We start from the raw sequence: 26,738 nt of genomic DNA, 5'->3' as shown, positions 1-26,738 counted from the left end.
AACCCTTTTCCTTCAGTGAATTTAAATATTATCACCACGGAAGGTTGGTTGCTGAAAAAACAGGTCCGTCACTGCAAACTCTCAAACCACCCTCAACCACACATGAGCCGCAAACTCCTATTGCACATCTCATGAACCTCTCAAGCGAGAACTCCGACTTTTCAAGAACGCTTTTTGCTTTGAGAAGTGTGAAAGCTGCCCTCATCATCTGTTCACTTCCGCAAACATAAATTCTGGAATAACTTGCAAGATCCTCTCTTTTCATAGCATCGATTACGGTTCCTTTAATGCCTGTACTCCCATCTTCAGTTGTTACAACAACATTTTCGAATTCATCAAGCCAGATCAAATCCTCGGCTGTCCTCACACCGTATATCACCTTAACATCCGCCTGACAGTTTTTCAGATAGTTGTAGAGATAGCGAAGTGGTGCTATTCCTATTCCACCTGCAATCAGCAGAGCGTTATCCGAAGGTGTGAAGGTGGTGCCAAATGCCCCCCTTATTCCAACCCTCCTACCCTCCTGAGAGTTGACCAGCTCTCTGGTCGTGTCGCCAACAGCTTTGACGGTAACTGTATTCTGAGAAGACAGGCTAAGCGGTATTTCCTCACATCCCGGTAGGTTGATCATTACAAACTGGCCCGGATAGGAGGGAATATTTATGTCAAGATACAATGTTGCAACACTGGAGCTGTGTCTCTCCACTCTCACAATTCTGCCCGAGTACACACACTTTTATAGCCTTCAAAGCTTTAAAAATTCTATGGGAGTTTTAAATTTTATCACAGAAGTTCATTATACACAAATACAACCCAGTTGCAATTTTTTTACCATTGCATGTAGTTTATGGTGCAGATCTTACTACCCGTATGAAATAATCCGTAAAATTTAAATACAATGTGTTTCAATGTATCATAATGATCTCAGATCTGCCCGAAAATATTCGCAAAACCGCCCTGATCCTTCTAAAACTGGGTGAGGCCACAGCGGAAGACATCGCAAGGATAACAGGGAGAAAAAGGTCCACCGAAAGCTACTATCTCAATCTTATGGCAGACATGAATCTCGTCAAAAAAAAGAAGGTGGGAAGAAAGATTTACTTCATATTTAACGGCAAGGACTGAGTTGACCAGACTCACTTTTTTGGAATTGCACTCTCGATCCAGCGGATTCTGCAAAGCTAAACACCAAAACCCGGATTGCAAAACCTGCTTTTCAATCTTCTACCGCTTCTTATTGTCGCCAATATATGTAAAGTACTAATTTTATTTATAAAATATAAAAAAATAATATAAATAATTAGAACTATTTGAAATTTTAAAAATTAAATTATTTTGAAAAAATATCTTTTAATTTCTTATTAACAACCAAAAATCAAATAATACAGAAGAATATATTAATATATATTCTTAATTAATACAGCAACTAATTTTTCCAAAAATTATGGAACAAATATTTTTAGGAGTGCCGAAAATCAAAGATTTTGGCAATTCGACTGTTACAAAAATTATGTGAATAATGCTCTTTGCATGCATTCAAGGGGGGGTATGTGCGTAAATTAGGGTACATCGTGAATTTGTCATGAATTGTATACTGGTTTGTTACAAAATATGTGGAATAATTGCTTGTACTTAACTTTATTATTTATTAAAAATTAATTTAAATTAAATTTTTTTCTAAAAAAAGAAATTAAAAATAAAGTATACTACAAGATAGACTAACAAACATTTAAAATTTTAATATTAACATACTATAAATTAATACTTAAAATAAATTAAATCAAAAAAATTAAAATAGCTGGTTAATTAAAACAAAGTACTTATTAACAGAGGGGCATAGTGATATTGTGGTAGGAAACGACGTGTTCGAAACCAGCGATTCTGATTATTCAGCCAGAGATATCGAGGTGCTTGACGACCTCGATGCAGTGAGAAAGAGGCCGGGGATGTACATTGGCGGTACAGGAGTTAGGGGACTTCACCACCTGCTGTGGGAGGTTGTCGACAACAGCATCGATGAGGCCCTTGCAGGGTTCTGCGACACAATAAAAGTGACCCTTCACAAAGACGGTTCAGCAAGCGTAGAGGATAACGGACGCGGCATTCCAACTGAAATGCACGAATTAGGTAAATCGGCACTTGAAATTGTTATGACAAAGCTCCATGCGGGAGGAAAGTTCTCAAAAAAAGTTTACAGGGTTTCTGGTGGATTGCACGGTGTAGGTGTGTCGGTGGTAAACGCCCTTTCGGAGTGGCTGGAAGTGACTGTCCGGAGAAACGGGAAAGTATTCTATCAGCGATACGAGAGGGGACGGCCTGCAACTGAGCTGAAGATAATAGGTGAAACAGAAGAGAGTGGCACAACCATTAGATTTAAACCAGATGACGAGATATTCGAGACCACAGAATTCAAATACGAGATCGTATCTCAGAGGCTAAAGGAGCTGGCATATCTCAACAAGGGTCTCAAAATCATACTCGAAGATGAGAGGGTGAGTAAAAGAAAAATCTTTCACTTTGAGGATGGAATTGTCGGCCTGGTGAAATCACTGAACAGGAATTATAAAACCCTCCACGAGCCAATATACATAGAGGATACGAAGAACGGGATATCTCTTGAAGTGGCTATCCAGTTTACGGATTCCGAGATCGAAAATATTCACGCTTTTGCAAACAACATAAACACCTCAGAAGGCGGTTCTCACGTCATCGGATTCAGAGCTGGATTGACAAGAGCTGTTAACGAGTACGGAAGAAAAAACATCAGGAAGTTTGAGCCGGTAACGGGTTCAGACGTCAGGGAGGGGTTAACAGCAGTAATAAGCGTCAAGGTTCCCGAACCTCAGTTTGAAGGACAGACGAAAACCAAACTAACCAACAGCGATGTCAAAACGGCCGTTGAATCGTCCGTGTACACCGGAGTATTGAGATGGCTCGAGGAAAACCCTTCCAGGTCAGAACTTCTGATCAACAAGTTTATTTTGGCCAAAAAGGCGAGAGAAGCTGCAAAGAAGGCTAGAGAGCTTGTTAAGAAAAGAAACGATTTAGCAGCGACACTTCCCGGAAAGCTTGCGGATTGTTCGTCCAAAAACCCGGATGAACGAGAACTATTCATTGTTGAAGGGGAATCGGCAGGTGGGTCAGCAAAACAGGCAAGAGACAGGAGATTTCAGGCAATTCTTCCAATCAAAGGTAAGATAATCAATGTTGAAAAAGCCGGCATGGCAAGGATTTTGAAAAACGAGGAGATAAAGGCGATAATATCGGCCATAGGTGCAGGCATGGGGAAGGATTTCGATATAACCAAAACAAGATACAAACGAATTATTATAATGACTGATGCAGATGTTGATGGAGCACATATAAGAACCCTTCTGCTTACATTCTTCTACCGCTACATGAAGCCTCTGATAGAGAGCGGTTATCTCTACATAGCTCAACCTCCTCTGTATATGATAAAAAAGGGAAAGAAACAGTACTACGCATATTCGGAAGATGAGCTCGGCAGAACGCTGGAACGGCTTGGCAACGCAGAAGTACAGAGATATAAGGGTCTGGGGGAAATGAATCCCAGTCAATTATGGGAAACGACGATGAATCCGGAAAACAGAATTCTGATTCAGGTTACGCTTGAAGATGCGAGAAGAGCTGATGAACTGTTTAGAATTTTGATGGGGGATGATGTTGAGGGAAGAAGGAACTTTATAATGGAGCACTCGAAGGAGGTCAAAAATCTTGATATTTGAGAAATACAAAAGGCAGATTGAAGTTTTCGGGATTGATGGGCAGGAGAGGCTGCAAAATGCCAGAGTTCTTGTAATAGGGGCTGGTGGGCTTGGAAGCCCTGTCATAGCCTATCTTGCCGCCGCAGGTGTTGGCAGGCTCGGAATTGTTGATGGGGATACCGTCGAGCTGTCCAACCTTCAGAGGCAGATAATTCATGCGGGAAATCTGAATGAAAATAAAGCAGAATCTGCAGCAATGTTTGTCGAAAAACTCAATCCTGATGTTGTAGTTGATGTTTACCCATACTGGATACATCCCAGAAACGCTCTCAGGCTAATCAAGTCTTACGACGTGATCGTTGGATGTCCTGACAGCTTCAAAATCAGATACATAATAAACGATGCCTCAATGCTCCTGAAAAAACCCTTCGTGCATTCGGCGGTTTACGGATGGGAGGGGGAGCTCTCAGTTTTCACCGGAAATCCATGCTACAGGTGTTACCTGCCAGAATCTCCAGAAACAGGTGGTACTGCAATAGTTGGAGCAACAGCAGGCGTATTTGGGGCGATGCAGGCGTCTGAGGTGATAAAGCTCATAACACGCAATGGCAGCCTCACCAGTGGGAGAGTCCTGAGAGGTGATCTGAGTACCATGGAGTTCTTTTCCTTTACCATCCCCGCCAACAACAACTGCCCGGTTTGCAGCGGAAAGCTCAATGGTATGTTCGAGGAAAATTACACCGGGAGGTGTGAAATTAAAAGATTTGTGTAAATTATTCCAATTAAAAATGAATTTTATGGGGCGAAACTTATATATTCAAACATAAAGTAGTAATGTGGTATGACCACGATCAAATTCCTTGGTGGATGCAGAGAAGTTGGAAGATCGGCTGTAATGATAGATGGTATTGTACTCGATTACGGTGTAAAGCCGTCCGATCCTCCTGAATTTCCTCTGGACGGTTTATCTCCAAGAGCTGTGGTTATCTCTCACGGCCACCTTGATCATGTTGGGGTGGCACCAAATCTCATGTATTATGATCCCGATGTTATTCTGACTCCTCCGTCTCACGACCTGTCTATGATACTTTTGAAGGACTCAATGAACATCATGCAACCACCACCATTCACCAAGAGGGAGCTGAGGCAGTTCGAGAGCAATTTGAGAGAACTGGAGTACGAAGATCCAATTGAATTTGATAACTACGAAATAGAGTTCTTTAACGCAGGACACATACCGGGCAGTGCAAGCGTCCACATGCGAGGCGATATAGATATTCTGTATTCCGGCGACATAAAACTGGAGGAAACGAGACTTCTTGAGGGGGCAGATACGGAGTATCCCCACACGGATATTTTGATTGTGGAAAGCACGTACTTTGGAACGGAACATCCAGACAGAAGAGAACTTGAGAGGGCGTTTGTCGAGAGTGTTGTGGACACAATTGACAGGGGTGGCCATGCGATAATACCGGCCTTCGCCGTTGGAAGAACCCAGGAAGTGCTCATGATTCTGTCGAAGCACGGAATCACACCATACGTTGACGGAATGGGCAAGGAAGTTGCGCGTATAATCCAGAAGTATCCGGACTTTATCAAAAGTCCCAAGGAACTGAAGAAGGCTATGAAGAACTCCATTCCGGTAGAGTGGAAGCGGAGAGAAATCGTTCTTGAGGAGCCTTCTGCCGTGGTTACGACTGCTGGAATGCTCAACGGTGGACCTGCAATGTTCTACATTTCAAAACTCTACAATGATGAGAAGTCGAAGATAATACTGACTGGCTACCAGGTTGAGGGGACGAATGGAGACATGGCACTGAAACATGGAATGATCAATCTCGGAACACGGACGGTTAAACTGAAGATGGGGATTGAGCAGTACGACTTTTCAGCCCACGCTGATGACAGGCAGCTAAAGGAGTACGTGAGAAGAGTTGTTAAAAAGGGCGCCGATATAGTGTTCACAATTCACGGTGAGGAAACCGAAGCTTTCGCAGAGTGGATCAGAGAAAATCTGGGCGTTGACGCATATGCTCCCAAAAACGGAGATATCTACGTTATATAAATAATTATTTTTCAAAATAGATTTTTCCGGGCGCTGTATTTTTAAACAGATTTTTCCCAACTCCACCTGTGAAGATTCTGGTCCTTTCTGATATACACTCCTCATTCAGCAACTTAAAAAATATCCTTGATGCTGCCAGCTACGATACCGTGTTTATAGCGGGGGACATTACACAGTTCAAAAGAGAGGATGTTTTTCAGGCAGATGCCATAATTTCCAAATTCACCGACGAATGCTATGCTGTCCACGGAAACTGCGATTACGAGGATATTCTCGAATATGATCTGGATGCAATAAGGTTCATTCACGGAAAAAGCGTAAAGGTTGATAACTTTACTCTCCACGGTCTTGGGGGCTCGGGGATCACACCTTTCGGCACACCATCCGAGTACACAGAAGAGGAAATGAGAAGTTTTATACAGAGCTTTCAATTTGGTGATCGCAACATCCTTCTTTCCCACTGTCCACCAAAGGGCATTCTGGACACAACGCGTTCCGGAATTAACGCAGGTTGCAGGGTGATAAGGGAGAACATTGGATTGTTTGATGTTGCATTCTGCGGACACATCCATGAGTGCCACGGAATCATCAACAGCGTGATCACAGCCGTAAACCCGGGACCGGTAATGTGGGGCAGATTTGCTATTTTTAACGCAGAAAGTATGGAAGCTGAGCTCAACAGGATTTGAAATACTTTACCAGACCGTTCTCAACATCTCTCTCAACCAGTCCCTCCTTTTGAAGGTACTCGAGATGAGCAATCGTCTCACCGACAGCAAACCACTTCTGGACAACATGCACCTCTTCCCAGTCTGTGTAAACCAGGTCCCATGTTATGCTGGGTGCGATTTCCCAGGCAGTTTTGGGCCTATCCAGAGCAGCAAGGGTTTCGACAAGTCTTGCTCTGTGATGTCTCCTGATTTCATCGATCCTCTTTCTGAGATCGTACCAGAGCCTTCTGTGACCGGGAAGTACCAGATTTACATCCAGATTGTAAACCTTTTCCAGACTTTCAAGATAACTTCCGAGTGAGTTGTCCAGAAAAGGCCACCACGTGATATTGGGCGTTATGTCAATTAGAACGTGATCACCTGAGAAAAACAGCTTACCCTCTTCATCATAAAGGCACATATGAGCCGGAGAGTGACCAGGAGTTTCTATGCATTTCAGCAAGTAACCACCCACATCTATTTCATCTCCATCAACAACCTCTGAGAACTCAATCTTCTCCATCGACGTGTACCTTATCCCCGGATGAAGCCTCAGCATCTTTTTTGCTTCTCTCTCCGGAAAACCGTTTGCAATGTAGGTTTCCAGAATGGTTTCCCAGTACCCGGACGGATCGTCAAGCATCTTTCTGACTATTTCGGATTCAGTTTTACTGAAGAACACCTCCCCACCAACCTCACCCGCAAGACCGATATGGTCAGCGTGGAGATGTGTGATGAACACGGAAAGTTTAGAAAAATCAATTTGCAGGCTCCTTAATGCCGTATATAACGCCTCACGACACTCCTTTCTATTCATTCCAGTATCCACTAACAGAAATCCATCAAATCTCCCTATCAGATACGAATTTGTATATTTGAGGGGATTTCGCGGCAGTGGAATCTCGATTCTGTAAATCCCATCAGCAATTTTTTCGATCATCAACATTTGTTCTCCCGGTGAATTATAAGGGTGATGGCTGCAATTGAATCAAAGGAAATGGAGAAAGGGCGAAAGTGAACAAAGATTTTATATACTATCTTGCATTGATAATTGAAAAAGTATTGGGGGATGCTCATGAAATCCATCGTGGAAGAAGCTCTTGCGAGAGCTGAGAGGGAGAAGAAAGAGAGAATTGAAGGTAGAGGAGTTGAAGATGTTGAAGATGAAATACTGCAAACACTGCACGAACTGAGAACCATTATCAAAGTAATTGGAGTGGGCGGTGCTGGTTGCAACACCATTACGAGGATGTACGAGGAGGGAATTGAAGGTGCTGAGATGATTGCTTTGAATACAGACGTTCAGCACCTTTACTACACCAAAGCCAACAAGAGGATCCTGATTGGAAAAAGGAGGACGAGGGGTCTTGGGGCAGGGAGTCTTCCTCAGGTTGGTGAGGAGGCTGCGAGAGAGAGCGAGGATGAAATCAAAAAGCTTGTCGAAGGCTCGGATATGGTTTTTGTAACATGCGGTCTCGGTGGCGGGACCGGAACGGGGGCAGCTCCTGTTGTCGCCGAGGCTGCTCAGGAAGCGGGAGCACTGACCATCGCCGTGGTCACATTTCCTTTTTCGGCTGAGGGTGCAATAAGAAGGGCGAATGCTGAGGCAGGACTTGAAAGATTGCGGGAGGTGGCCGATACCGTCATTGTCATACCCAACGACAGATTGCTTGAGGTTGTCCCAAACTATCCAATGCAGCTTGCCTTCAAGGTTGCGGATGAAATCCTCATGAGGGCTGTGAAAGGCATAACTGAGCTGATAACCAAACCGGCACTCATCAATCTCGACTTCGCAGATGTCAGGACAGTTATGGAAAAGGGTGGAGTTGCGATGATCGGTCTTGGTGAAGCCAGCGGAGAGGACAAGGCTGCTGAGTCCGTTAGAAAAGCGCTTAAGAGTCCACTTCTGGATGTCGACATCTCTGGGGCAAAGGCGGCTTTAGTCAACGTTACCGGAGGGCCGGATATGACCATCGAAGAAGCGGAAAGCGTGATTGAAGAGATATACAGCAAGGTCGATCCAGATGCCAGGATAATCTGGGGTGCAATGATAGACCCAGAACTAGAGAATACGATGAGGACGCTGATTATAGTCACAGGAGTTAAAAGTCCGCAGATTCTGGGGCGAAAAGGCTATCCCGTGACGAGGAAATACGGTATTGACTTTGTGAGATAAGCTTAAAAAACCGACCTATAAAGAGTAGATTCATGCAGTCTAGTGAAATTCAGAATAAACTCAGGGAGTACTATAACGTACTGAAAATGGCAAGAAAGCCAGACTGGGAGGAATTCTCAACAACGGCAAAGGTAGCCATAGTAGTGATGATTATAGTTGGATTTATCGGGTTTGCGATATATATTCTTATGGAGATTCTTCCGGGTGCCCTGAAATGAGCAGATATTTCGCGGTTAAAACTACAGCGAATCAGGAAAGGGTGGTCGCAAATTTGATGGAAATAGCGGCAAAAAAGCACAACCTTGCCGTTTACTCAATTCTCGCCCCGAAAGAGCTTAAAGGGTACATTATAGTAGAAGTTGAGAATCCTGACGATCTGCTGAAAGCCATACGGGGTCTGCCACATGTCAAGGGTGTGGTGAAGGGTGAGGTCAAATTTGAGGAAATAGAGCACTTCCTGACACCCAAGAAAGCGGCAGAGCAGATAAGGGAGGGTGACACTGTTGAAGTCATATCAGGTCCATTCAAGGGCGAGCTCGCAATAGTCAAGAGAGTTGATGAGGCAAAAAATGAAATAACGGTTGAACTTCTTGAGGCTGTCGTGCCGATTCCGGTAACGGTCAAGGCAGACCATGTTAGAGTGATAGACAAAAAAGAGGAGGTGTAATAAATGGTGCAGGTGGTTGAGGTTCTGGTACCGGGAGGTCAGGCTTCTCCGGGCCCACCCCTGGGTCCGGCTATTGGTCCTCTCGGACTTAACGTTAAGCAGGTAGTAGACAGGATAAATGAGGCCACGAAAGATTATGAGGGGCTCAACGTTCCAGTGAAAATAATTGTCCACGACGACAGGTCCTTTGACATAGAGGTTGGTATTCCGCCGGTCTCGGCTCTTGTAAAAAGGGAGCTGGGGATCGAGAAGGGGGCCACAAATCCTGGCAGAGAGTTCGTTGGAGACTTAACAATGGAACAGCTTATAAAAATAGCGAGGATCAAGAAGGAAGAATCGCTCTCCTACACACTCAAGGAGGTCGTAAAAGAGGTCCTGGGAACATGCAACTCAATGGGGATAACCGTTGAAGGCAAGACTCCAAAGGAGATAACGAAGGAGATTGAAGAGGGAAAGATCGAGATTCCTGAAGAGTAGCTAGCTGATATCGCCGCAAGAGCAGAACAATTCATTCAGGGCTGAGAAAAGGTCTTCGTATCCTGTTTTTTTAATATTTGAGATTTTAATGGGTCGATAGGGTATGGTTGTGTACTCTACAAACCCAACAACCTTCTCGAGTAGCTCTGCAAGCACACCCTCTTTTGAGTACACATCCTCAATCAGGCCCTCCACGTCAACATCTCTGATATCTACTTTGGTAAAGGCTGTAATCGTTGGCAGTGACAGGCGAAGGGAAACTATTACATTCTGAAGAATTGCAGATATCAGGCTTTCTGCATCTCCAAGAAGCGTTATGTCCATGAGAAATACTGCCGCACTGAATCTTCCAGAAAGTTTCTCAACGAATTCTCTACCCTCGGCAGAATAAAGAAAAAGCTCCATCTGTCCCGGAGTGTCGTAAAGAACATAGTCACCTTTCACCTTAAGGCTGCCGGCAAACCTCACCCCGAGCTCAATGGACTTGAGCAGGGCACCGTTTATGCCAAGACCATATTCTCTCATAACCTCCTCAGTTCTGATGTATTTCCTGATGTCAGCACTTGCGGTATAAATTGCCTCGCTCGCCGGATCAATATTGACACACCTGACATCGTACCCTTTTTCTGTGAGAAAATCAGAAAAGCATCTAACAAACGTGCTCTTTCCACTACCTGCGCTACCTATAACAAAGATCTCCATGCTCACCTCCTGAATATTGCAAACAACGCTCCCACGAGGAATGCAAGCGTTACGGTAAACATGGTTCTGAACAGGTCAGTGTAGGACTCCATAACAGTCAAATTTCGGGTCAGGTTTTTTACCTTTCCCTCAAGCTTTGCATTCTCCTGCTCAAGATGCGCTATTGTTTCGTTCTTTGACTTCATCAGGCTCTCGAGGCTAGTTACAACTCTGGTGCAGTTCTCTGACAGCATCTTGTATTTCGCCAGTTCACTTTCAAGACGCTTATTCTCTCCCACATACCCCTTTATTCTATCATAAAGTTCCATATTGATGCTGTTGAGAGTTTCGACAAGACTTTTATAGTAGCTGAGCTTATTATCCAGACCCGAGATCTCCTTTTTAAGATTCATGATCTCCGCATCCAAGGATTTGAGGGACTCCCTTGGATTTGGATCCTCCTCAACCTTAAGAGCTATCTGCTGTTCCCTCCCACCTTTCTCCTTTACAGAAATATAGTAAGTTCCGAGGCACGAATGTGTTATCTTTATCCCGTAGTCTCCAGCCGACAGATTTTCATGGCTGGTTAGAGTTTCCTCAATATACATGCAATCATCCATTACAACCTCTGCAGGCTGGTCAAGGGTGAGATTGACCACATCACCCTGCACTGCTGTGGTTGCAGAGATTAAAGCCAGCAATATTACGATCAACTTTTCACCCCCTCAAAGGCATTCTGTACGGTCAACCATAGTTTGGAAAAATCCTCAAGAGAGATAAACTTACCGTGGACATATACAAAAGCGTTCCCCCTTTTTACCGCATACCTGTAATCACTACCGGCAATCAGAAGTATTTCGTCACTTCTCGATACCTCAAGAGCTGTTCTCATCTCATCAACCTCATATTCATCAACATCCACAACCTCATGCAAGTCTTCAGTGATCACAGCTACCTTTACCAGGTATCTCTCAGCAAGATGCCTGGCCAGATTTTCCAGGGTTACATGTACACCTCTCTTCTTTACTCTGAATCCCTTCCTCTCGAGAAACTTGTCTGTCACCACAAATCCGGCAATTACACTCACGACCGCAAGAAGTATCTGCCAGCTGATACCGATCACCTATGTATATGTTAGCAGGAGATTATTTTTAGTTTTTGATTGGATCCCGAAGTATCACATTGCTCTATCCCAGTATAATTTTAGTACTATCCCATCCGAGCACTATTCATATCATTTTAAAGAGAGAGGCAGGATAACTGGACTGTACCTCAAAAAGAACGGCACATAAAAAACCCTGAAAACAATATCCTAGTGTTTGAGAAAAGATAAACAAAATTAATAAAAAATTCAGTACATTTCTACGAATGGTTCCTCGACATCCACCATCGCATTCACAATAAGCTCCACAAGCCCACCGTAGTAAATTCCGCACTTCTCCGTGACGTTGTAATGGGTTAAAATATCTCTGATCGCTCCCTTGCAGTTACTGCATGGTGCGCAGACATATTTCTGTACGTCCGGCTCAATGTGATCCTGGAAGGCATCGAGAATCTGCTTTAGTTTCATCCTGCTGGCAACCTTGGCCCTGAACTCCGGGAAGTTCATCGAGTTCATTATGGCAAAACCACTACCACCACCGCAGCAGTAGTTGTACACACCATTGGGGTGCATTTCTCTGAACTGAGGACATATTTCGTTGAGTATTCTGCGCTGAGGTTCTACTATACCCATCAGCCTTACAACGTTGCATGGATCATGCAGCGTGACAGGGAAATTGTTCTTCTCGGGGTCAAGATTGAGTTTCTTCTTCCTCACTATATCCCACAACAATGGCAAACAGCTTTCTCTTGGGATGTTGTACTCATCGACAAAGATCCTGTCTGCTATAACCGTGATAGCCTTATGTGCATGTCCGCACTCTCCAACCACAATCCTGTTGACATCAAGCTTGTGGGCGATCTCTGCATGTTTTAACGCTATTCTGGAAAGCTGCACATCATCGTACCACACACCATAGTTAACCGCATCATACCCAACCATATCACTGCTCAGTGTCCAGTCAAGCCCAGCTTCTTCGAAGATTATTGCAAAGGCGGCCACATTTTCAGGCCAGCTAAGATACTCTCCAGCGTTGTGGATTAACAGTATATCCGCCCCCTTCTCGTCAACAGGTATCTTAATCTTCTTTCCAGTTCTTTCCTCGATGTCCTCCTCAATGAACTCGATTATGTCAGAAAATCCCTCAGGCGTCAGACCTGTGGATGAGCCCTTTTCCAGATGCTGAACTGTACCGGATTTGTGCAGAGCGGTGGGGGCTATGCCCAGCTCCTGACTGAAGAGCTTCCTTATCTCTCTGGTTATCAGTCCGTTATCAACACCTATGGGGCATGTCTGTGTGCACCTTCTGCAGATCGTGCATCTGTATGAGAGCTCTGCCAGTCTGGTTATTGTTTTTGCATTGACTTTCTTTGACCTCTTCTTACCACCCTTCGTCTCCTTAATTATTTTCCTCAGGATCTCCGATCTAAAATTTGGATTGTATATCTCCTTTCTTCCGCTGGCAATGTAAATCGGACATGCCTCACTGCAGGTCTGACAGCGAGCACAGTATTCAAGAGACAGGAGCAATGGCTGCAGAAATGTCCAATTGCTCTCCTTGTCGAGCAGCTTTCTCAAACCCGATAGAAACTTGTTTACCAGTTCTTCCTCTTCCTCTTTCGTCTGTGGTTTCCACGGCACATCTATGGCTATGTAGCCGTCAAGCTCCGTTACGTATTTTTCGCCCCACTCCGGGTTTGGCTCGGTCAGGTCCGGTTCCCCAGAGAAGGGCAGGTGCGATAGCTCGTTCTGTCTTATTCTTACCAATTGTTTGTCAATTTCTGAAAAGTCTTCGAATGAGATAAAATTAAAAATATAGTCGACCATCAGCCTGTACCTCGTTATCTCTTCCTCCTCCTTTCTTCTATAGCCTTTATCTGCAATATAGGCTCGATCGTTGTTGCTTCCTCTGCCCAGGTTAAGTCCTCCCTTATATGTGGAGCTGACCACTTTACCTTATAACTGAGTACCTCTTTTATCTTTTCTCTGAGAGGAGACATTCCTATGTTCGGGTGATCCTCCCACAGAATTTGATGGTACGTGAAGTATTTGGCAACGTAGTGTGACATTTTTGTGGTCGGGATATAGGCAACGAGGACGGACAGAAGAGCAGTATGTAACGTAACCGCAGCAGGCAATTCTGTATTCAGGGGAGTAAACGTGACCAACGATGCTGCAAAAGTTTTTGCAATACTGAAGTTCGGATCCACCCTCCAGGCATAGAACCCTGTAAGGACTACCGAAAGGATAAACAGAAGATTGAAGTAATCCGAAGCTGAACTGTAGGTTCTGAGTTTTCTATCAGAAATTCTCCTGACAAATAACCCCGCACAACCAACCGTCAGCAGAATCATACCAGCAATTCCGACTACTTTTGCCAGACCCATCGCCAGATTTTCAATATTTCCCAGCCCTGCAACATAGCTTATTGCAGATGCGAATATCAGGAAGAACCAGAAAAGCATCAGATAGATTCCCGCATGAAACGGAAACGAGAAGTACCAAAGCGACCTGTTGTGCTCAAACTCCCTTTTGATGAACAGCATCTCCATCAGCATCTCCTTTAGCTCTCCCAGGAAGGTCGTTTCAATGGGCTTTTTCCACCATTCTGGCTCCTCGTAGTAGCTTCCCCCATGTTCCGCCCTGTATTTTTCGTGCGGGACGGGATACAATTCCCATCTCAAGTGAAGTGGCATCGTTGAGTACCTTACGAATTTCAAAAGTGTGACCAATACAAATACGCCTATACCAGCATACGCCAATATCTGCAACCAGATCATACCACCCACCTCCTTATCATCAATTAAACTTTGTCTTATGAATTATTTAAAATTTTCCTGAAACTTTAATAATTATAGAAAAAAATTGGATTTTTATTTTTTATAAAAAAGGTAGTGCACATATCTGAAAATTCAAACCAAAACCAGAATTTAAAAAACTATGTGATATTTCTTTTAAATTAAATTAATAACGCTGTTATAAACAAAAGAATGATGAAATTTCAAAATTAGAATGTGCTTAATAAAATCTTTTTTAATAAATTAATAGTTTTTTCAGTTTTTATCATATTGAAATTTCTTTTATTTGGAAAAGTTTATAAGTGGCCAATCGAAAAAAAATCCGGAGGTGAAAAAAACCATGGCAGGAGATTTAGCATGGTTTATAGCAAACATTTTGCCGTACATAACTCTGGGAGTGATGACACTGGCTCTTGTTTACAATTTCGTCAAATGGGCCGTGATGCCAAGACCAGTGGTATGGGCACTGTTTCCAGCAAAACATAATACTTTTGACATACTATTGGGAATCATAAAGAAAATATTTGCACTCCCCGGACCGAGAAAGGTAGACATATCCATATGGTCTCTTGCAATGCTCTTCCATATTGGATTGATAATCAGCCTTAGCTTCCATGCAAAGTATATCTTTGTGCCATCCCTTGGGCCCGCCGAGTATTATCTGGGAGCAGCAGCGGGTATTGCAGCAGCAATAGGAACTGTCGGCTTCTTTATAAGAAGGATAGATATGGCAAAGAACAAGGTTGACTCAACATTTGCCGACTATTTTGCACTGATTCTGCTGATGGCCACCCTTACCCTCGGTGCCTATCTCAGAATTGCGGGGATAATTGATCACGAGCAGATGTGGGCATGGGTGCAGGGAATCCTCACCCTCAACCCCGTTGAACCCCCATCCCATCCGCTGTTCCTTCTCCACATAACACTGGCCCAGATTTACATGATGTATCTGCCGTTTAAGACGCTGATTCACCCTATTGCAATACTCTTCGGTCAGAAGGTGATTCTGGACGAGAGACACATATATCCGAGGTGATGAACTATGGTTGAGGAGAGAGCAGTTGAGAAGTCAGCCGAAAAGGCCGTTGAAGTAGTCAAATGGAGGAGAGTTTTCGATGATTACAGAGCGCTTTCAGATGAGATTCTAAGACCTGATGAGCCTAAAAAAGAAAAATTCCTGGAAGCTATGAGAAAATCGCTGTCAAAACAGAACTGGCCGTTTTTACTGCCATACAAACTAACACTTGAGGCGTGCACAAAGTGCGGAACCTGTGCCGAGGCCTGCTCAGTATACATAGGAAGTGGAAGGAAGAAGATTTACAGTCCAGTCTATCGCTCGGACATGTTCAGAAAAATTTACAAGAAGCATTTTACCCTTACTGGCAAGCTTTTCGGTCCACTGATAGGGGCAAAAGACCCGACAGAGGATGACATCAACGCCCTGGCTGAAGCAGCCTACAGATGTACTGTATGCAGAAGATGTGCCCTTGCGTGCCCGTTCGGTCTGGATAACGGACTGATAACGAGGGAAATAAGAAAAATTTTTGCTGACATTGGTATCGCACCAGATGAACTCAAAGCAAACGGTGTGGAGAACCAGCTCAAATACGGAAGTGCTCCCAAAATACCCTACGAGGCATTCATGGACATTCTGGAATTTATAAAAGAGGATATCGAAGACGAAAAAGGTGTGGAAGTGGACATACCCGTTGACAAGAAAGGTGTAAAATACCTGGTCATCAACAACGCCGGAGACTACCTGGCATTCACGGAGACCGTTCAGGGAATCGTAGAAATTATGAACTACGTTGGAGAGGATTGGTCACTGAACTCGCAGCACACTGGAGTTTTCGACATCGTAAATTACGGACTGTTTTACAGCGATGAAGACCTTGTAAGAGTTATGAAAGCTCATGTTGAGACCATCAGGAAGCTTGAGCCAGAATACCTTGTGGTTGGAGAATGTGGACACGCATATGATGCCATTGCACATTTTGCAAAGGATCTGATACCACCGGAAGAGAGGCCATTTAAGGTGATAAGCTGGATGGAGCTTCTCGATCAGTTTATAAGAGAGGGTAGACTGAAGCTTGACAAGGAAAAGAATCCTGAGCCCGTAACTTTCCACGACTCATGCAAGTGGGGTAGAACGGGAGGTATTTATGAGGAGCCGAGGAGAATCCTTCAGGCGGCATGTAAGGATTACAGAGAGATGCATCCCAATAGAGAGTGGAATTACTGCTGCGGTGGTGGTAGTGGATTCGCAATCATGACCAAGGACGATTTCCTGAAATTCAGAATGGAAACATACGGCAAGGTAAAGGTTGAGCAGCTCAAACAGACAGGAGCAAAGGTCATTGCAACAATATGCTCAAACTGCAAGGCACAGTTCAGAGAGCTGATAAACTACTGGAAACTTGACATGCGCTTCTCTGGTGTAAGTGAACTTGTGGCAAATGCCCTTGTTTACGAGTAAAATTTTTCTCCTTTTTATTTCGGAAAACTTTATTATTCTCTAGCTGTTTGCTGTTGCATGAAACTCCTGCTCATTCATGCCGATTACATGGAATATGAGGTAAAAAAGAAGACAAAAGTTGCGGAACCTTTCGAAGGAAAGGGCGAAAGGGTTGAAGAGGTTCTTGTAGTCTTTACGTCGGTGGAGAAAGGAGATAACGAGGATGTTGTCAAAAAGGCCGCTGATGCCATTAGAGAGGTTGCTGAAAAAGTCAATGCCGAGAGGATAATGATCTATCCGTACGCCCACCTTTCATCCAATCTGGCGGATGCTGAAACGGCAGTTGATTTGTTGAAAAAACTTGAGATTGAGCTTTCGGATTTTGAGGTTCACCGCTCCCCGTTTGGATGGTACAAATCATTCCGGATTTCATGCAAGGGTCATCCACTGAGTGAATTATCCAGAGAGATTGGCGGTGAGGCTGAAGCGGAGATTACGAAGGCACTTAAAGATGAGGAAGAAAAAGTCGTCAGTTACTGGTACATTCTCACTCCAGACAGGCAGCTTGTTGAGGTAGAAAGATTTGATTTCACAGGATATGAGAAGCTGAAAAAGTTTGTAAATTATGAAATTTCCAAAAGAAGGGCAGTAGATGCAGTCCCACCACATGTGGAGTACATGAAAAGGCTTGAAATTGCCGACTATGAGCCTGCAAGTGATTCGGGGCATATAAGGTACTACCCGAAAGGCAGGCTTATTAAAACGCTTCTTGAGCAGTTCATAACAAGAAAATGCATTGATTACGGAGCAATGGAGGTTGAGACTCCCATAATGTATGACCGCAACCATCCCACTCTCAGAAGGTACCTCGAGAGATTTCCGGCAAGGCAGTATATAATAAAAGGAGACAAAAGGGAGTTTTTCCTGCGGTTCGCAGCATGTTTTGGACAGTTTCTCATGCTCTCAAATTCAACAATAACCTACCGAAATCTTCCACTTAAAATCTATGAGCTGACAAGATATTCCTTCAGGAAAGAGCAGAGGGGTGAGCTTGTCGGACTCAGACGACTGAGAGCCTTCACTATGCCCGATATGCACACCGTTGCGAAGGACATGAAGCAGGCAATGGATGAGTTCTTCAACCAGTACCGCCTTTCCGTAGAAGTCCTGAGAGAGATTGGAATCGATCCCGAGGACTATGAAGTGGCTGTCAGAGTAACAAGAGACTTCTACGAGGAAAACAGGGACTTCGTACACGGTCTTGTTGAGGTTCTCAACAAACCAATTCTAATCGAAATGTGGGACCACCGCTTTTTCTACTTTGTCCTAAAGTTCGAGTTCAACTTTGTCGATGCGCTGGACAAGGCTTCAGCCCTATCAACTGTCCAGATAGATGTTGAGAACGCTGAAAGATATGGAATTACCTACGTTGATGCGGATGGGGGAGAAAAGCATCCCTACATCCTGCACTGCTCCGTCAGCGGAGCGGTGGAGAGAGTTATGTACGCACTTCTCGAGAAGGCAAAGTACATGCTTGACGAAGGTAAGCTTCCCATGCTTCCGGTCTGGCTCAGCCCAACACAGGTGAGAATTGTTCCCGTGAGCGAGAGATTTCTGGAGTATGCGTTGAAAATCGCTGAGGAACTTGAGGGGGCAGAGATCAGAGTAGATGTGGACGATAGAAAAGAGACCTTAAATAAAAAAATCAGAGACGCACAGACTGAATGGATCCCCTATATCGTGGTAATAGGAGACAGGGAGGTTGAAAGCGGAAAGCTTACAGTTACTGTAAGGGAAGAATCAACCCAGAAAGTGCAGAAAAAGGTTGAAATGACTGTCGAAGAACTGGTAGAGAGGATAAAGAAAGAGTGTGAGGGTAGACCATACATGCCGTTGCCGATGCCAAAGCTTTTATCAACTCGCCCCAGTTTCAGGTGATAATGGTGACGGAAAAAGGTGAGCAGGAAGAATATGACATGGCAAGAGAGCTCAAGAAAACACTTTTACCAATAGGTATGGGTGTGATTGCGGGAATACTCTCTTTTCTTGTCACGGGCGAGATGAGGCAGAGAGATGCGTTCGGCATAATAATTCTGGTATTCATGATATACCTCCAGAAATTCATTATGCCAAAAATTGGAGTTGAGCTGGAAGGCAAGGACTGGGCAGGTGTTGCGTTTCTTACTTTCTCGAGCTGGTATATCAGCTGGACCTTTGCCCTCAACCTGTAAGCTTCTCCGCCACCCTCGAGGCTTTCTCAATTATCTTTTCCTCGGCCCCAGCATCACCCCGGAAGTAGCCGTTCTCAACCACTATCGTACCGTCAATTATCACCGTATCGACGCATCCTGACGTTGCAGAGTAAACCAAACTGGCCACGAGATTGTGGTCTGGCTGTAAGTAAGGTTTTTTAAGGTCAACGATGACCAGATCTGCCAGACAGCCCTCCTCAATTCTGCCCGAATTCAGGTTAAAGGCCCTTGCAGCGTTGATAGTAGCAGCCTCAAAAACCTCATCCGAGCCCATCAAAGTTGGATCGCTGTAGTAAAATTTTTGCAGAAGTGCTGCAAACTTCATTTCCTCGAGGATATCCAGATTGTTGTTGCTCGCCGCCCCATCAGTTCCGATGGTGAAGTTGACACCTGCCCTCTTCATTTTACCGTAGTTTATGGCCTTACCGACACACAGCTTCATGTTGCTCGTTGGACAGTGCGATACCGTCACCCCTCTTCTTGAGAGAAGCTCTATCTCTCCATCCTCAAGCCACACACAGTGAGCGGTTATAAGTCTTCTGCTCAAAAAGCCAATTTCGTCCAGAGCCAGAGCTATCGGTTTACCGTGCTGTTTTTTAAAGTCGAGAACCTCTTTCTCGGTTTCGGCCAAGTGAAAATGTACATATATGTCCATCTCATCCGCAATCTCTGCTGCCCTCCTTAGTCCTTCGATGCTGACGGTATAAACGGCATGAGGTCCTATTGATCTCATCACACTGTACCGCTCAATCTTTTTGAGCTCTTTAACCGCTTTTTTTAGATTCTCTTCGAGCAGGTCAGGATTGAAGAAATCAAAAAATGCCGCTGATACACACGCCCTCATCCCGCACTCTTCAGCGGCTCTGGCAATTGCTGATGGGTAGAAGTACATGTCATTGAAAAAGACCGTGCCGCTTTTGAGCATCTCAATGCATGCCAGCTTTGTTCCCCAGTACACCGCTTCATCATCAAGCTTCGCCTCAAGCGGCCATATCTTTTTCTCAAGCCATTCGTGCAGAACCATGTCGTCTGCGTAGCTCCTGAAAAGAGTCATGGCGGCATGTGTATGTGTGTTGAAAAATCCCGGAATTACCGCTTTCCCCTTACCTTCGATGACTACATCTCCCTTTTCAGCAACATCGCCAACAGCAGAAATTCTGTTTTCCTCGATCAGAACATTAGTTTTCTTCACACCTGACGGCGTTAAAACCTTCGCATCTCTTATGAGAATCATCGGTTATCTTCTGTATCTACAAATAAAATTTTTTCCTTTCAGGAATTTGGCAATAGTTATAAATAAGTTCGGAATAGCGCTCAACTCGATGTTGGTCTCAGCAACGAGATTCTCAACAAATTCACCGAGTTCCGAAGGGAGAAGGTTGGGTTCCAGTACTATTCCATTTTTCGAACTGGATGTTATCTTACTGTGATCCTTTATCAAACTGGCAGCTCTGAACTTCTTTTCAAGATACATCGTGAAATGTGCATCCAGATAAACACATCTGCCATCACTCAATATTATCGGGATCTGCGGTACGAGGAAATAGACCATCTATATTCTCTTCACCATCATGAGATAAAAAAGCTTTGAGCACTTTTAAATTTTAATTATATTTTAAGATAGATTCTCTCAAAATAGCCAAAAATGCTCCTGAGGTTTTCATTTATTAGTTAGTAGGTTATTATTTATTAACAAAATGAGCTAAAGATTTGTTTTTTACATATATGTCAAGACCAAAATAGCTTTATCTAAATTAAGACATAAATAGGATAGGTGATAGGATGAAACTGGCAATTGTTCTGGCAAGTGGTGAGTTGGAGAAAGTTCAGGCTGCGAGCATTATCGCAAGCACAGCAGCAACCTTTGGTGAAGTGCTGCTTTTCGCAACAATGGATGGACTGATGGCATTCAAAAAAGATGTGGTGGAGAATAAGGCCTGGAAGGCTGGAGAACTTGGCAAGGGTATGATACAGGCAAATGCACCACTGTTCGTGGATGTTCTGAAGCAGGCGAAGGAAGTGGGCAATCTCAAAATCTACGCCTGCGGGATGATAATGGACATGCTGAAAATGAGTCTAGATGAATTCGTCGATGTATTCGACGACGTGATTGGAGTAACGAAATTTTTAGGCATGGTGGAGGATGCAAAGGTTCTGTTTATCTAAATTTTTTGGGGGTGATCGAGATGGTAGTGGTTGACGCGAGAGGAAGTTACTGTCCTGGCCCGCTGATGGAAATGATCAAAACGTTAAAGCAGGTTGAGGTAGGAGAAATAATTGAGGTGCTTTCCAGCGATGAAAGCAGTGCAAAGGATATACCTGAGTGGGTCAAAAAAGCCGGTCATGAGCTTGTGGAAGTGAAGAAAGAGGACGATTACTGGAGAATCGTCATCAAAAAGTTGAAGTAATATGAAAAGCATTGTAATAGTCGGCGGAGGAGTTGCAGGAACAATTACTGCAAACTACCTCGCAATGAGGTTGAGGGAAGAAATCAGAGAGAAAAGAGTTTCGGTGACAATTGTTTCCGATCGGGAAAAGCAGCTCTACGAGCCCGGACTTCTTTACCTGGCCTTCAACAGAGTTGAGGAGAATGACATTTTAAAAGATATCAGGTATCTCCTTGACCCGCAGCTGGAGCTGAAAATTGCCAGAGCAACCAGAATTGACACGGAGAAAAGCAGGGTTGAGCTTGATACGGGTGAAGCGCTGGATTACGACTATCTTGTTATTGCCACCGGATCAAGAGTCGTTCCAGAAGAAATGCCCGGACTCGTTGAGGGGGGACACTGGTTCTACAACCTAGATGGGGCCAAAAGACTCAGGGATGAGCTTGCGGCTTTCAGAAAAGGAAAGGTCGTTATCAGTGTAATGGGTATCCCACACAAATGTCCGGTAGCACCAATCGAAGTTACCTTCATGCTGGATGAATTTTTCAAAATCCATGGAGTGCGGAAAGAGGTGGAGCTTCTCTACACATATCCGATAAACAGGATTTTCACAATGGAGACCGTATCCGAGCTCGTTCAGCAGATGTTTGAGGAAAGAAACATAGGCTACAAGACATTTTTCAACCCTGTCGAGATTGATCCCGAAAAAAAGGTGATAGTCACACTCGAAGGCGAGGAAGAGCCCTACGATCTGCTGATATCCATCCCCCCTCACAGGGGATCGCAGGTTATCATCGATTCCGGTCTGGGCGATAAAGAGGGGTGGGTTCCAACGGACAGATTTACCCTGAAAGCTGAAGGGTACGAGAATGTCTATGTGGTTGGTGATGCAACAAATCTGCCGGTTAGCAAGGCTGGAAGTGTTGCACACTTCGAAGCAGAGGTTGTTGCAGAGAACATAGCTGCTGAGATAAAGGGGCTTCCCCCAACAGCAAGATATTTCGGTAAGGCTATGTGCTTTATAGAGACGGGCTTTGGAGAGGCAACGTACATCTGGTTCGACTACGAAACCCCACCAAGGCTCGTTAAACCGAACAAGTTTATACACTGGATGAAACTGGCCTACAACAGAATGTTCTGGCTTACTGCCAGAGGTATGCTCTGAGGTGAGAACATGGCGGATGAAGACATCATGAAGGAACTCGAACCACTGATCAGGAAAATTGCCGAAAACATAGAGCATATTTCCGAGGCGATCGACAAGCTCGTTTGGCTCGAAAAAAGTGGTAACCTTGATGCACTGCTGGGATTTTCAGCACTTATAAAGCTTGTTCAGGATTCGATAAGCGATGCCGTTGTTGACAGAAATATGGAGATGCTCACCAACATAGGTCTTCTCTCGACGAAGTTCACAAGTGACAGGGCGCTTATGCTTCTAAACGCCCTTGGAGATGCCATCTGCAGATGTGAGAGGGAACCAGAACCCGTGGGCGTCGTCGGATTGATGAAAGCCCTCAGAGAGCCAGAAGTTCAGAAGGCTCTTGGAATGCTGCTGAACATCGCCAGAGAACTTGGAAAAAACGTTTAATTTTTAAATTTAATCGATTTTTTCGAGAGATGCACCCATAAGGCCAGTATATCTTTTCAGCGGTTCTCCAATCCTGATCCCTTCACCCTCCTTTATTTCGAGAACCCTCAGCGTACGCTCATGATCTCCAAATCTGTTCTTCATAACTGCAATGACCTTTTGAATCTCTCCGTGAAGTTCCATGTATCTCCCAACGACCATATAGTCGGCGAAGTAACTTATTCCAGCACCGGTTAGGTAGAAATCACCAACAGCCTCACCGACTTCAATAATGCTTATGCTTATCGTTTTCTTTGAAGAGATGTACGATTCTAGTAGATCCATTGCTCTTCTGAGCTCTTCGAAGGATATGCTCATTCGTACAAGAGCGTTGAGTGGGTCTATCACCACAACTGCCGGAGCGTAATTTTCAACATCTTCCACGACCATCCGGTAGAACCGTCCCAAATTCATTCCGTACGGGGACAGGGGCTTTATGATCAGTCTCGAAGGTTTGTAATTAAATATGTTTTCAATTCTTTCCCGGATTTCTTCTTCACTCTCCTCGAAGGTGTAGAGAATGCCTGTTTTTCCTCTCCTGTCGTTGGCAACGAGTATCTGAAGGGACATGTTCGTCTTCCCTACTCCGCTTTTACCCGTGATTAGTACACTTGACCCCTCATATATCCCTCCACCGAGCATGGAGTCAAACTCTTTGTTTCCGGTTGAAATCAGACTCCTTTCACCATCAGAAATGCCCGTTACCGGGATGATCGGATAAACAATGATTCCATTATCGGTTATGTCCAGATAATGCCTGCCAAGCCACGCTTTTCCACCGCGATATTTAAGAACGTTTATCGCTCTGAGGACTTCCCCATCACCCCTCACGACCCTCTCAAGCAAAAACTCACCACTTGTCAGATAGCTGATTATCTCTTTTCCTATATCACCCGTATATTCTTCCGCTATAATGCTCGTGATTCCCATGCTGTTGAGAAACCGTATTATGGACGCCATTATACGCCTGTAAATCGCCGGATCTCGCGAAGCGTCTCGCAGTATTCCTATCCCATCGATGAAAACTCTGCTCGCATTTTCAAGCTCCCTGACTGAAACTACAGACTCTATGATGTCGTGAATTTCACTGATTGAATCAAAATCAACGAACATGAGGTCAGACGTTAGGATGTCCATCTTCTCAACCTTGTCGACAAAGTAAAAGTTCGGTTCGTTTATGTTCCAACCAAACAATTCTGCCTGCATCTGCACTTCTTCTTTAGACTCATCAAAAGAAATGTAAACAACTTTCTCTCCATTTCTTACACCCTCTCTCAGAAACTGCAAACCAAATACTGTTTTGCCGCTTCCTGGCGCACCTTTAAGCAGATAAGACCATCCTTTGACAAGACCTCCTCCCAGAATCTCATCAAACCCCGGAATTCCTGAAGAAATGAGGATACGGGTGGATTCCTCCATGCGAAAATATGTCTCTAAAGATATATATCTCTTTTTACCGAGATGCAGAAATTTCCAGAAAATCTGAAATGATCTAAATGAAAATGGAGAAAGGCCATTTGCTGTAGATTTGAAACCAGAAACTACCAATCTCCTAAAAATTTAAATAAATTTGATGCAATAAATGCAATTGCATGATCTGAACGAAGGTTGTATGAACGAGGGCAAAATTTGTTGTGTTATTGATTATTTTTGCTGTACTTGCAGCTGGATGCGTTCAAAGCAATCAACAGATGGCAAAAATACCGGTTAGCATGGAGTGGTAAGTGTTGATACCATCAGCCAACTCGTTTACCAGATACCGGCCAGAAATCTGAATGACAAGGTATACTGTATATGAGAGAGGAAGAGAAGCTCGCAAGGGATGTCTATCAAACCCTGTACGAGAAGTGGGGATTACATCAATCTTATGAAAGGCTCATCACCTACGAGCCTCAGCGTCCTAGCGAGGAGGAGTACAACAGAGTAGTAAGTACTCCGATGGAAAAAGGCTCCATTTAACTTTTGGTAACACCATATCTCCCACTTCGTCCTACTAAATAAGAGATATCAGACAGTGAATTTCGAATGGGGCCGCCGAGATTTGAACTCGGGTCACCGGCTCCCAAAGCCGAGAGGATCACCAGGCTACCCTACGGCCCCCTCCATCTAACCTAAAGCTAGATTGTTTTTAAGCTTATTGCATCGAAACAGACAATTATTTAATCCCCGAGTACTTTGGTCAAAAGGTAACAAAGTATCAAAGAATGAAAGGTGATCGGGATGCCCTACAGTGATGTATACTGGCAAAAGGAAGAGATAATGCCGAAAAAGGAACTTGAGGAATTGCAGCTAAAGCGTTTAAAATGGGTTGTAAAGCATGCTTATGATAATGTTGAATTTTTCCGTCGAAGACTTAAGGGTGCAGGAGTGAGGCCTGACGACATAAAAAGGTTGGAAGATATAACCAGAATTCCATTCACGACAAAGGACCATTTCAGGGAAAACTATCCCTTTGGACTTTTCGCAGTTCCTAAGGATGAACTTGTGCGACTGCATACCTCCAGTGGGACTTCAGGTAAACCCAAGGTTGTGGGCTACACCAGTAATGATCTTGAAAATTGGATCAACATCGTTGCGAGATGTCTGTATATGGTAGGCGTTAGGAAATCCGATGTCTTTCAGAACATGGCAAATTACGCCTTTTTCACAGGCGGTTTGGGTATTCACGACGGTGCTGAAAGAATTGGAGCGATGGTGATACCCTCAGGTGTTGGAAACACTAAAAGACAGGTCGAATCCATGGTCGATTTCGGAACTACTGTCATTCACTCCACCCCCAGCTACGCCCTACACGTTAAGGAGGTCGCTGAAGAACTCGGTTTGGCAGATAAACTCAGCCTCAGAATCGGGTGTTTTGGTGCAGAGCCATGGAGCCAGAACACAAGGAAAAGGCTGGAAAACGCCTTCAACATCAAGGCTTATGACAGTTATGGTCTTAGTGAGATGAACGGCCCGGGTGTGGCTTTCGAGTGTACCGAGCAGAACGGGCTTCATATCTGGGCCGATCACTACCTCACCGAAATCATCGATCCAGAGACAGGTGAGCAGGTAAACGAGGGTGAAAAGGGCGAACTGGTTATCACGCCTCTGACAAAAGAGGCGTTGCCCCTGCTGAGATACAGAACAGGGGATATAACCTACATACTGGACGACGAGTGCTCATGCGGAAGGACACATCCCAAGATACACCGCATTATCGGCAGAAGCGATGACATGATTGTTGTCAGGGGCATCAACGTATTTCCCAGCCAGATTGAACACGTTTTGATGCGGATACCGGAAGTGGGAGACCATTTCCTTGTAGTCATCACCAGAACTGGATCGCTTGACGAGATCACGGTTAAAGTGGAGATGAGAGATGAGGTGTTTACCGGTGAACTTTCAGACCTGCAGAGAATCCAGCAAAAGGTGCAATCCGCACTGCACAAAGAGCTCGGATTGAGAACAAACGTAGAACTTGTGGAGAAGGGGACGCTTGAGAGATCAAAGGGTAAGGCAAGGAGAGTTCTTGATCTGAGAAAAGAATTATAATGATCAGAAAATTCAAAGAGACAACATTTGCGATGGAGAAAGGGCCGCAATGTGGGATACGTTCAAAACACCGATCAGTCTATTT

General features: G+C 44.4%; 28 protein-coding genes, 1 tRNA gene and 1 pseudogene. 19 read left to right on the top strand and 11 right to left on the bottom strand.

Annotated features, from left to right (window positions below; genetic code table 11):
- Positions 1–31: 31 nt before the first annotated feature.
- Positions 32–730, bottom strand: coding sequence for a dihydroorotate dehydrogenase electron transfer subunit (locus JFQ59_RS00515; RefSeq protein ID WP_202318434.1), 699 nt, complete (start codon positions 728–730; stop codon positions 32–34).
- Between the two features lie 188 nt (positions 731–918).
- Between JFQ59_RS00515 and JFQ59_RS00510 the strand changes: the two genes are divergently transcribed.
- The 5 genes from JFQ59_RS00510 (at position 919) to JFQ59_RS00490 (ending at position 6,479) form a co-directional block, all read left to right on the top strand.
- Entirely contained in the window at positions 919–1,125 is a 207-nt protein-coding gene (locus JFQ59_RS00510) for a helix-turn-helix domain-containing protein (RefSeq protein WP_202318433.1), read from the top strand.
- 722 nt (positions 1,126–1,847) lie between these two features.
- Positions 1,848–3,746 (top strand): DNA topoisomerase (ATP-hydrolyzing) subunit B, encoded by a 1,899-nt coding sequence (gyrB, locus tag JFQ59_RS00505; protein ID WP_330999814.1) that lies wholly within the window; start codon positions 1,848–1,850, stop codon positions 3,744–3,746.
- Positions 3,736–4,497: a HesA/MoeB/ThiF family protein gene (locus tag JFQ59_RS00500; protein ID WP_230972169.1), complete on the top strand. Its 762-nt coding sequence runs from the start codon at positions 3,736–3,738 to the stop codon at positions 4,495–4,497. Before gyrB ends, JFQ59_RS00500 begins: the two co-directional genes overlap by 11 nt.
- A 69-nt stretch (positions 4,498–4,566) precedes the next feature.
- Positions 4,567–5,790, top strand: a complete 1,224-nt coding sequence (locus tag JFQ59_RS00495) for an MBL fold metallo-hydrolase (protein WP_202318432.1) — start codon at positions 4,567–4,569, stop codon at positions 5,788–5,790.
- A 68-nt stretch (positions 5,791–5,858) separates the two neighbouring features.
- Positions 5,859–6,479, top strand: coding sequence for a metallophosphoesterase (locus tag JFQ59_RS00490; protein ID WP_202318431.1), 621 nt, complete (start codon positions 5,859–5,861; stop codon positions 6,477–6,479).
- On the opposite strand, the gene JFQ59_RS00485 is transcribed toward JFQ59_RS00490, so the two are convergent.
- Entirely contained in the window at positions 6,466–7,440 is a 975-nt protein-coding gene (locus tag JFQ59_RS00485; RefSeq protein WP_202318430.1) for an MBL fold metallo-hydrolase, read from the bottom strand. The two genes, JFQ59_RS00490 and JFQ59_RS00485, sit on opposite strands and share 14 nt — an antisense overlap.
- 135 nt (positions 7,441–7,575) lie before the next feature.
- Here JFQ59_RS00485 and ftsZ point away from each other — a divergent pair, with 135 nt between their 5' ends.
- From ftsZ to JFQ59_RS00465, 4 genes are read left to right on the top strand one after another with little or no spacing between them, the layout of a single operon-like run.
- Complete coding sequence (gene ftsZ / locus JFQ59_RS00480; protein WP_202318429.1) at positions 7,576–8,676, top strand: cell division protein FtsZ; 1,101 nt, start codon at positions 7,576–7,578, stop codon at positions 8,674–8,676.
- A gap of 32 nt (positions 8,677–8,708) precedes the next feature.
- Positions 8,709–8,894, top strand: coding sequence for a protein translocase SEC61 complex subunit gamma (locus tag JFQ59_RS00475; RefSeq protein ID WP_202318428.1), 186 nt, complete (start codon positions 8,709–8,711; stop codon positions 8,892–8,894).
- Complete coding sequence (locus tag JFQ59_RS00470; RefSeq protein WP_202318427.1) at positions 8,891–9,343, top strand: transcription elongation factor Spt5; 453 nt, start codon at positions 8,891–8,893, stop codon at positions 9,341–9,343. Before JFQ59_RS00475 ends, JFQ59_RS00470 begins: the two co-directional genes overlap by 4 nt.
- A gap of 3 nt (positions 9,344–9,346) precedes the next feature.
- Positions 9,347–9,820: a 50S ribosomal protein L11 gene (locus tag JFQ59_RS00465; RefSeq protein ID WP_202318426.1), complete on the top strand. Its 474-nt coding sequence runs from the start codon at positions 9,347–9,349 to the stop codon at positions 9,818–9,820.
- On the opposite strand, the gene JFQ59_RS00460 is transcribed toward JFQ59_RS00465, so the two are convergent.
- The 5 genes from JFQ59_RS00460 to JFQ59_RS00440 all read right to left on the bottom strand — a co-directional run bounded on the left by JFQ59_RS00460 (position 9,821) and on the right by JFQ59_RS00440 (position 14,383).
- Positions 9,821–10,522, bottom strand: a complete 702-nt coding sequence (locus JFQ59_RS00460; protein ID WP_202318425.1) for an ATP/GTP-binding protein — start codon at positions 10,520–10,522, stop codon at positions 9,821–9,823.
- Between the two features lie 2 nt (positions 10,523–10,524).
- Positions 10,525–11,214 carry a hypothetical protein gene (locus tag JFQ59_RS00455; RefSeq protein ID WP_202318424.1) on the bottom strand — a complete coding sequence of 230 codons (690 nt, stop codon included), beginning with the start codon at positions 11,212–11,214 and terminating at the stop codon, positions 10,525–10,527.
- Positions 11,211–11,624, bottom strand: coding sequence for a hypothetical protein (locus JFQ59_RS00450; protein WP_202318423.1), 414 nt, complete (start codon positions 11,622–11,624; stop codon positions 11,211–11,213). The genes JFQ59_RS00455 and JFQ59_RS00450 overlap by 4 nt, the downstream gene beginning before the upstream one ends.
- Before the next feature lie 228 nt (positions 11,625–11,852).
- Positions 11,853–13,430 carry a (Fe-S)-binding protein gene (locus JFQ59_RS00445; RefSeq protein WP_202318565.1) on the bottom strand — a complete coding sequence of 526 codons (1,578 nt, stop codon included), beginning with the start codon at positions 13,428–13,430 and terminating at the stop codon, positions 11,853–11,855.
- A gap of 14 nt (positions 13,431–13,444) precedes the next feature.
- On the bottom strand, positions 13,445–14,383 hold the full coding sequence (locus JFQ59_RS00440; RefSeq protein ID WP_202318422.1) for a respiratory nitrate reductase subunit gamma: 939 nt from the start codon (positions 14,381–14,383) through the stop codon (positions 13,445–13,447).
- Positions 14,384–14,729: 346 nt separating this feature from the next.
- Here JFQ59_RS00440 and JFQ59_RS00435 point away from each other — a divergent pair, with 346 nt between their 5' ends.
- The 4 genes from JFQ59_RS00435 to JFQ59_RS00420 are packed head-to-tail and all read left to right on the top strand — an operon-like array spanning position 14,730 to position 19,087.
- Positions 14,730–15,437 (top strand): respiratory nitrate reductase subunit gamma, encoded by a 708-nt coding sequence (locus tag JFQ59_RS00435; protein WP_202318421.1) that lies wholly within the window; start codon positions 14,730–14,732, stop codon positions 15,435–15,437.
- A gap of 6 nt (positions 15,438–15,443) precedes the next feature.
- On the top strand, positions 15,444–16,877 hold the full coding sequence (locus JFQ59_RS00430; RefSeq protein ID WP_202318420.1) for a (Fe-S)-binding protein: 1,434 nt from the start codon (positions 15,444–15,446) through the stop codon (positions 16,875–16,877).
- Between the two features lie 57 nt (positions 16,878–16,934).
- Complete coding sequence (locus tag JFQ59_RS00425) at positions 16,935–18,794, top strand: threonine--tRNA ligase (RefSeq protein ID WP_202318419.1); 1,860 nt, start codon at positions 16,935–16,937, stop codon at positions 18,792–18,794.
- A gap of 2 nt (positions 18,795–18,796) precedes the next feature.
- On the top strand, positions 18,797–19,087 hold the full coding sequence (locus JFQ59_RS00420) for an EMC6-like membrane protein (RefSeq protein ID WP_202318418.1): 291 nt from the start codon (positions 18,797–18,799) through the stop codon (positions 19,085–19,087).
- Here JFQ59_RS00420 and JFQ59_RS00415 read toward each other — a convergent pair.
- Both JFQ59_RS00415 and JFQ59_RS00410 read right to left on the bottom strand, forming a co-directional pair.
- On the bottom strand, positions 19,077–20,342 hold the full coding sequence (locus tag JFQ59_RS00415; RefSeq protein ID WP_202318417.1) for an amidohydrolase: 1,266 nt from the start codon (positions 20,340–20,342) through the stop codon (positions 19,077–19,079). The two genes, JFQ59_RS00420 and JFQ59_RS00415, sit on opposite strands and share 11 nt — an antisense overlap.
- 3 nt (positions 20,343–20,345) lie before the next feature.
- On the bottom strand, positions 20,346–20,660 hold the full coding sequence (locus JFQ59_RS00410; protein ID WP_202318416.1) for a hypothetical protein: 315 nt from the start codon (positions 20,658–20,660) through the stop codon (positions 20,346–20,348).
- 230 nt (positions 20,661–20,890) lie between these two features.
- On the opposite strand from JFQ59_RS00410, the gene JFQ59_RS00405 reads away from it, so the two are divergent.
- Genes JFQ59_RS00405 through JFQ59_RS00390 form a run of 4 tightly spaced genes read left to right on the top strand, consistent with a single transcriptional unit; the run spans position 20,891 to position 23,083 of the window.
- Positions 20,891–21,274, top strand: a complete 384-nt coding sequence (locus JFQ59_RS00405) for a DsrE/DsrF/DrsH-like family protein (protein ID WP_202318415.1) — start codon at positions 20,891–20,893, stop codon at positions 21,272–21,274.
- A 20-nt stretch (positions 21,275–21,294) separates the two neighbouring features.
- Positions 21,295–21,516: a sulfurtransferase TusA family protein gene (locus tag JFQ59_RS00400; RefSeq protein WP_202318414.1), complete on the top strand. Its 222-nt coding sequence runs from the start codon at positions 21,295–21,297 to the stop codon at positions 21,514–21,516.
- A gap of 1 nt (position 21,517) precedes the next feature.
- Positions 21,518–22,660 carry an NAD(P)/FAD-dependent oxidoreductase gene (locus JFQ59_RS00395; RefSeq protein WP_202318413.1) on the top strand — a complete coding sequence of 381 codons (1,143 nt, stop codon included), beginning with the start codon at positions 21,518–21,520 and terminating at the stop codon, positions 22,658–22,660.
- 9 nt (positions 22,661–22,669) lie between these two features.
- Positions 22,670–23,083 (top strand): DUF1641 domain-containing protein, encoded by a 414-nt coding sequence (locus JFQ59_RS00390; protein ID WP_202318412.1) that lies wholly within the window; start codon positions 22,670–22,672, stop codon positions 23,081–23,083.
- Between the two features lie 9 nt (positions 23,084–23,092).
- On the opposite strand, the gene JFQ59_RS00385 is transcribed toward JFQ59_RS00390, so the two are convergent.
- Positions 23,093–24,541, bottom strand: coding sequence for an ATPase domain-containing protein (locus JFQ59_RS00385; protein WP_202318411.1), 1,449 nt, complete (start codon positions 24,539–24,541; stop codon positions 23,093–23,095).
- A gap of 363 nt (positions 24,542–24,904) precedes the next feature.
- On the opposite strand from JFQ59_RS00385, the pseudogene JFQ59_RS12715 reads away from it, so the two are divergent.
- Positions 24,905–24,979 (top strand): annotated as a pseudogene (locus JFQ59_RS12715) (DUF2202 domain-containing protein); the annotation flags it as partial.
- 169 nt (positions 24,980–25,148) lie between these two features.
- Here the strand turns inward: JFQ59_RS12715 and JFQ59_RS00375 are convergent.
- A tRNA-Pro gene (locus JFQ59_RS00375) sits at positions 25,149–25,222 on the bottom strand.
- 120 nt (positions 25,223–25,342) lie between these two features.
- Between JFQ59_RS00375 and JFQ59_RS00370 the strand changes: the two genes are divergently transcribed.
- Positions 25,343–26,653 carry a phenylacetate--CoA ligase family protein gene (locus JFQ59_RS00370; protein WP_202318409.1) on the top strand — a complete coding sequence of 437 codons (1,311 nt, stop codon included), beginning with the start codon at positions 25,343–25,345 and terminating at the stop codon, positions 26,651–26,653.
- Positions 26,654–26,738: the final 85 nt, after the last annotated feature.

Source organism: Archaeoglobus neptunius, assembly GCF_016757965.1.
GTDB classification, from domain to species: Archaea; Halobacteriota; Archaeoglobi; order Archaeoglobales; family Archaeoglobaceae; genus Archaeoglobus; species Archaeoglobus neptunius.
This window is presented reverse-complemented; position numbering and strand designations above follow the sequence as displayed.

Coding starts and splice junctions, on each gene's coding strand:
- JFQ59_RS00510 (WP_202318433.1), top strand. CDS start 919: ATGATCTCAGATCTGCCCGAAAATATTCGCAAAACCGCCCTGATCCTT.
- JFQ59_RS00495 (WP_202318432.1), top strand. CDS start 4,567: ATGACCACGATCAAATTCCTTGGTGGATGCAGAGAAGTTGGAAGATCG.
- JFQ59_RS00485 (WP_202318430.1), bottom strand. CDS start 7,440: ATGATCGAAAAAATTGCTGATGGGATTTACAGAATCGAGATTCCACTG.
- ftsZ (WP_202318429.1), top strand. CDS start 7,576: ATGAAATCCATCGTGGAAGAAGCTCTTGCGAGAGCTGAGAGGGAGAAG.
- JFQ59_RS00475 (WP_202318428.1), top strand. CDS start 8,709: ATGCAGTCTAGTGAAATTCAGAATAAACTCAGGGAGTACTATAACGTA.
- JFQ59_RS00470 (WP_202318427.1), top strand. CDS start 8,891: ATGAGCAGATATTTCGCGGTTAAAACTACAGCGAATCAGGAAAGGGTG.
- JFQ59_RS00465 (WP_202318426.1), top strand. CDS start 9,347: ATGGTGCAGGTGGTTGAGGTTCTGGTACCGGGAGGTCAGGCTTCTCCG.
- JFQ59_RS00460 (WP_202318425.1), bottom strand. CDS start 10,522: ATGGAGATCTTTGTTATAGGTAGCGCAGGTAGTGGAAAGAGCACGTTT.
- JFQ59_RS00445 (WP_202318565.1), bottom strand. CDS start 13,430: ATGGTCGACTATATTTTTAATTTTATCTCATTCGAAGACTTTTCAGAA.
- JFQ59_RS00440 (WP_202318422.1), bottom strand. CDS start 14,383: ATGATCTGGTTGCAGATATTGGCGTATGCTGGTATAGGCGTATTTGTA.
- JFQ59_RS00430 (WP_202318420.1), top strand. CDS start 15,444: ATGGTTGAGGAGAGAGCAGTTGAGAAGTCAGCCGAAAAGGCCGTTGAA.
- JFQ59_RS00425 (WP_202318419.1), top strand. CDS start 16,935: ATGAAACTCCTGCTCATTCATGCCGATTACATGGAATATGAGGTAAAA.
- JFQ59_RS00420 (WP_202318418.1), top strand. CDS start 18,797: ATGGTGACGGAAAAAGGTGAGCAGGAAGAATATGACATGGCAAGAGAG.
- JFQ59_RS00415 (WP_202318417.1), bottom strand. CDS start 20,342: ATGATTCTCATAAGAGATGCGAAGGTTTTAACGCCGTCAGGTGTGAAG.
- JFQ59_RS00410 (WP_202318416.1), bottom strand. CDS start 20,660: ATGGTCTATTTCCTCGTACCGCAGATCCCGATAATATTGAGTGATGGC.
- JFQ59_RS00405 (WP_202318415.1), top strand. CDS start 20,891: ATGAAACTGGCAATTGTTCTGGCAAGTGGTGAGTTGGAGAAAGTTCAG.
- JFQ59_RS00400 (WP_202318414.1), top strand. CDS start 21,295: ATGGTAGTGGTTGACGCGAGAGGAAGTTACTGTCCTGGCCCGCTGATG.
- JFQ59_RS00395 (WP_202318413.1), top strand. CDS start 21,518: ATGAAAAGCATTGTAATAGTCGGCGGAGGAGTTGCAGGAACAATTACT.
- JFQ59_RS00390 (WP_202318412.1), top strand. CDS start 22,670: ATGGCGGATGAAGACATCATGAAGGAACTCGAACCACTGATCAGGAAA.
- JFQ59_RS00385 (WP_202318411.1), bottom strand. CDS start 24,541: ATGGAGGAATCCACCCGTATCCTCATTTCTTCAGGAATTCCGGGGTTT.
- JFQ59_RS00370 (WP_202318409.1), top strand. CDS start 25,343: ATGCCCTACAGTGATGTATACTGGCAAAAGGAAGAGATAATGCCGAAA.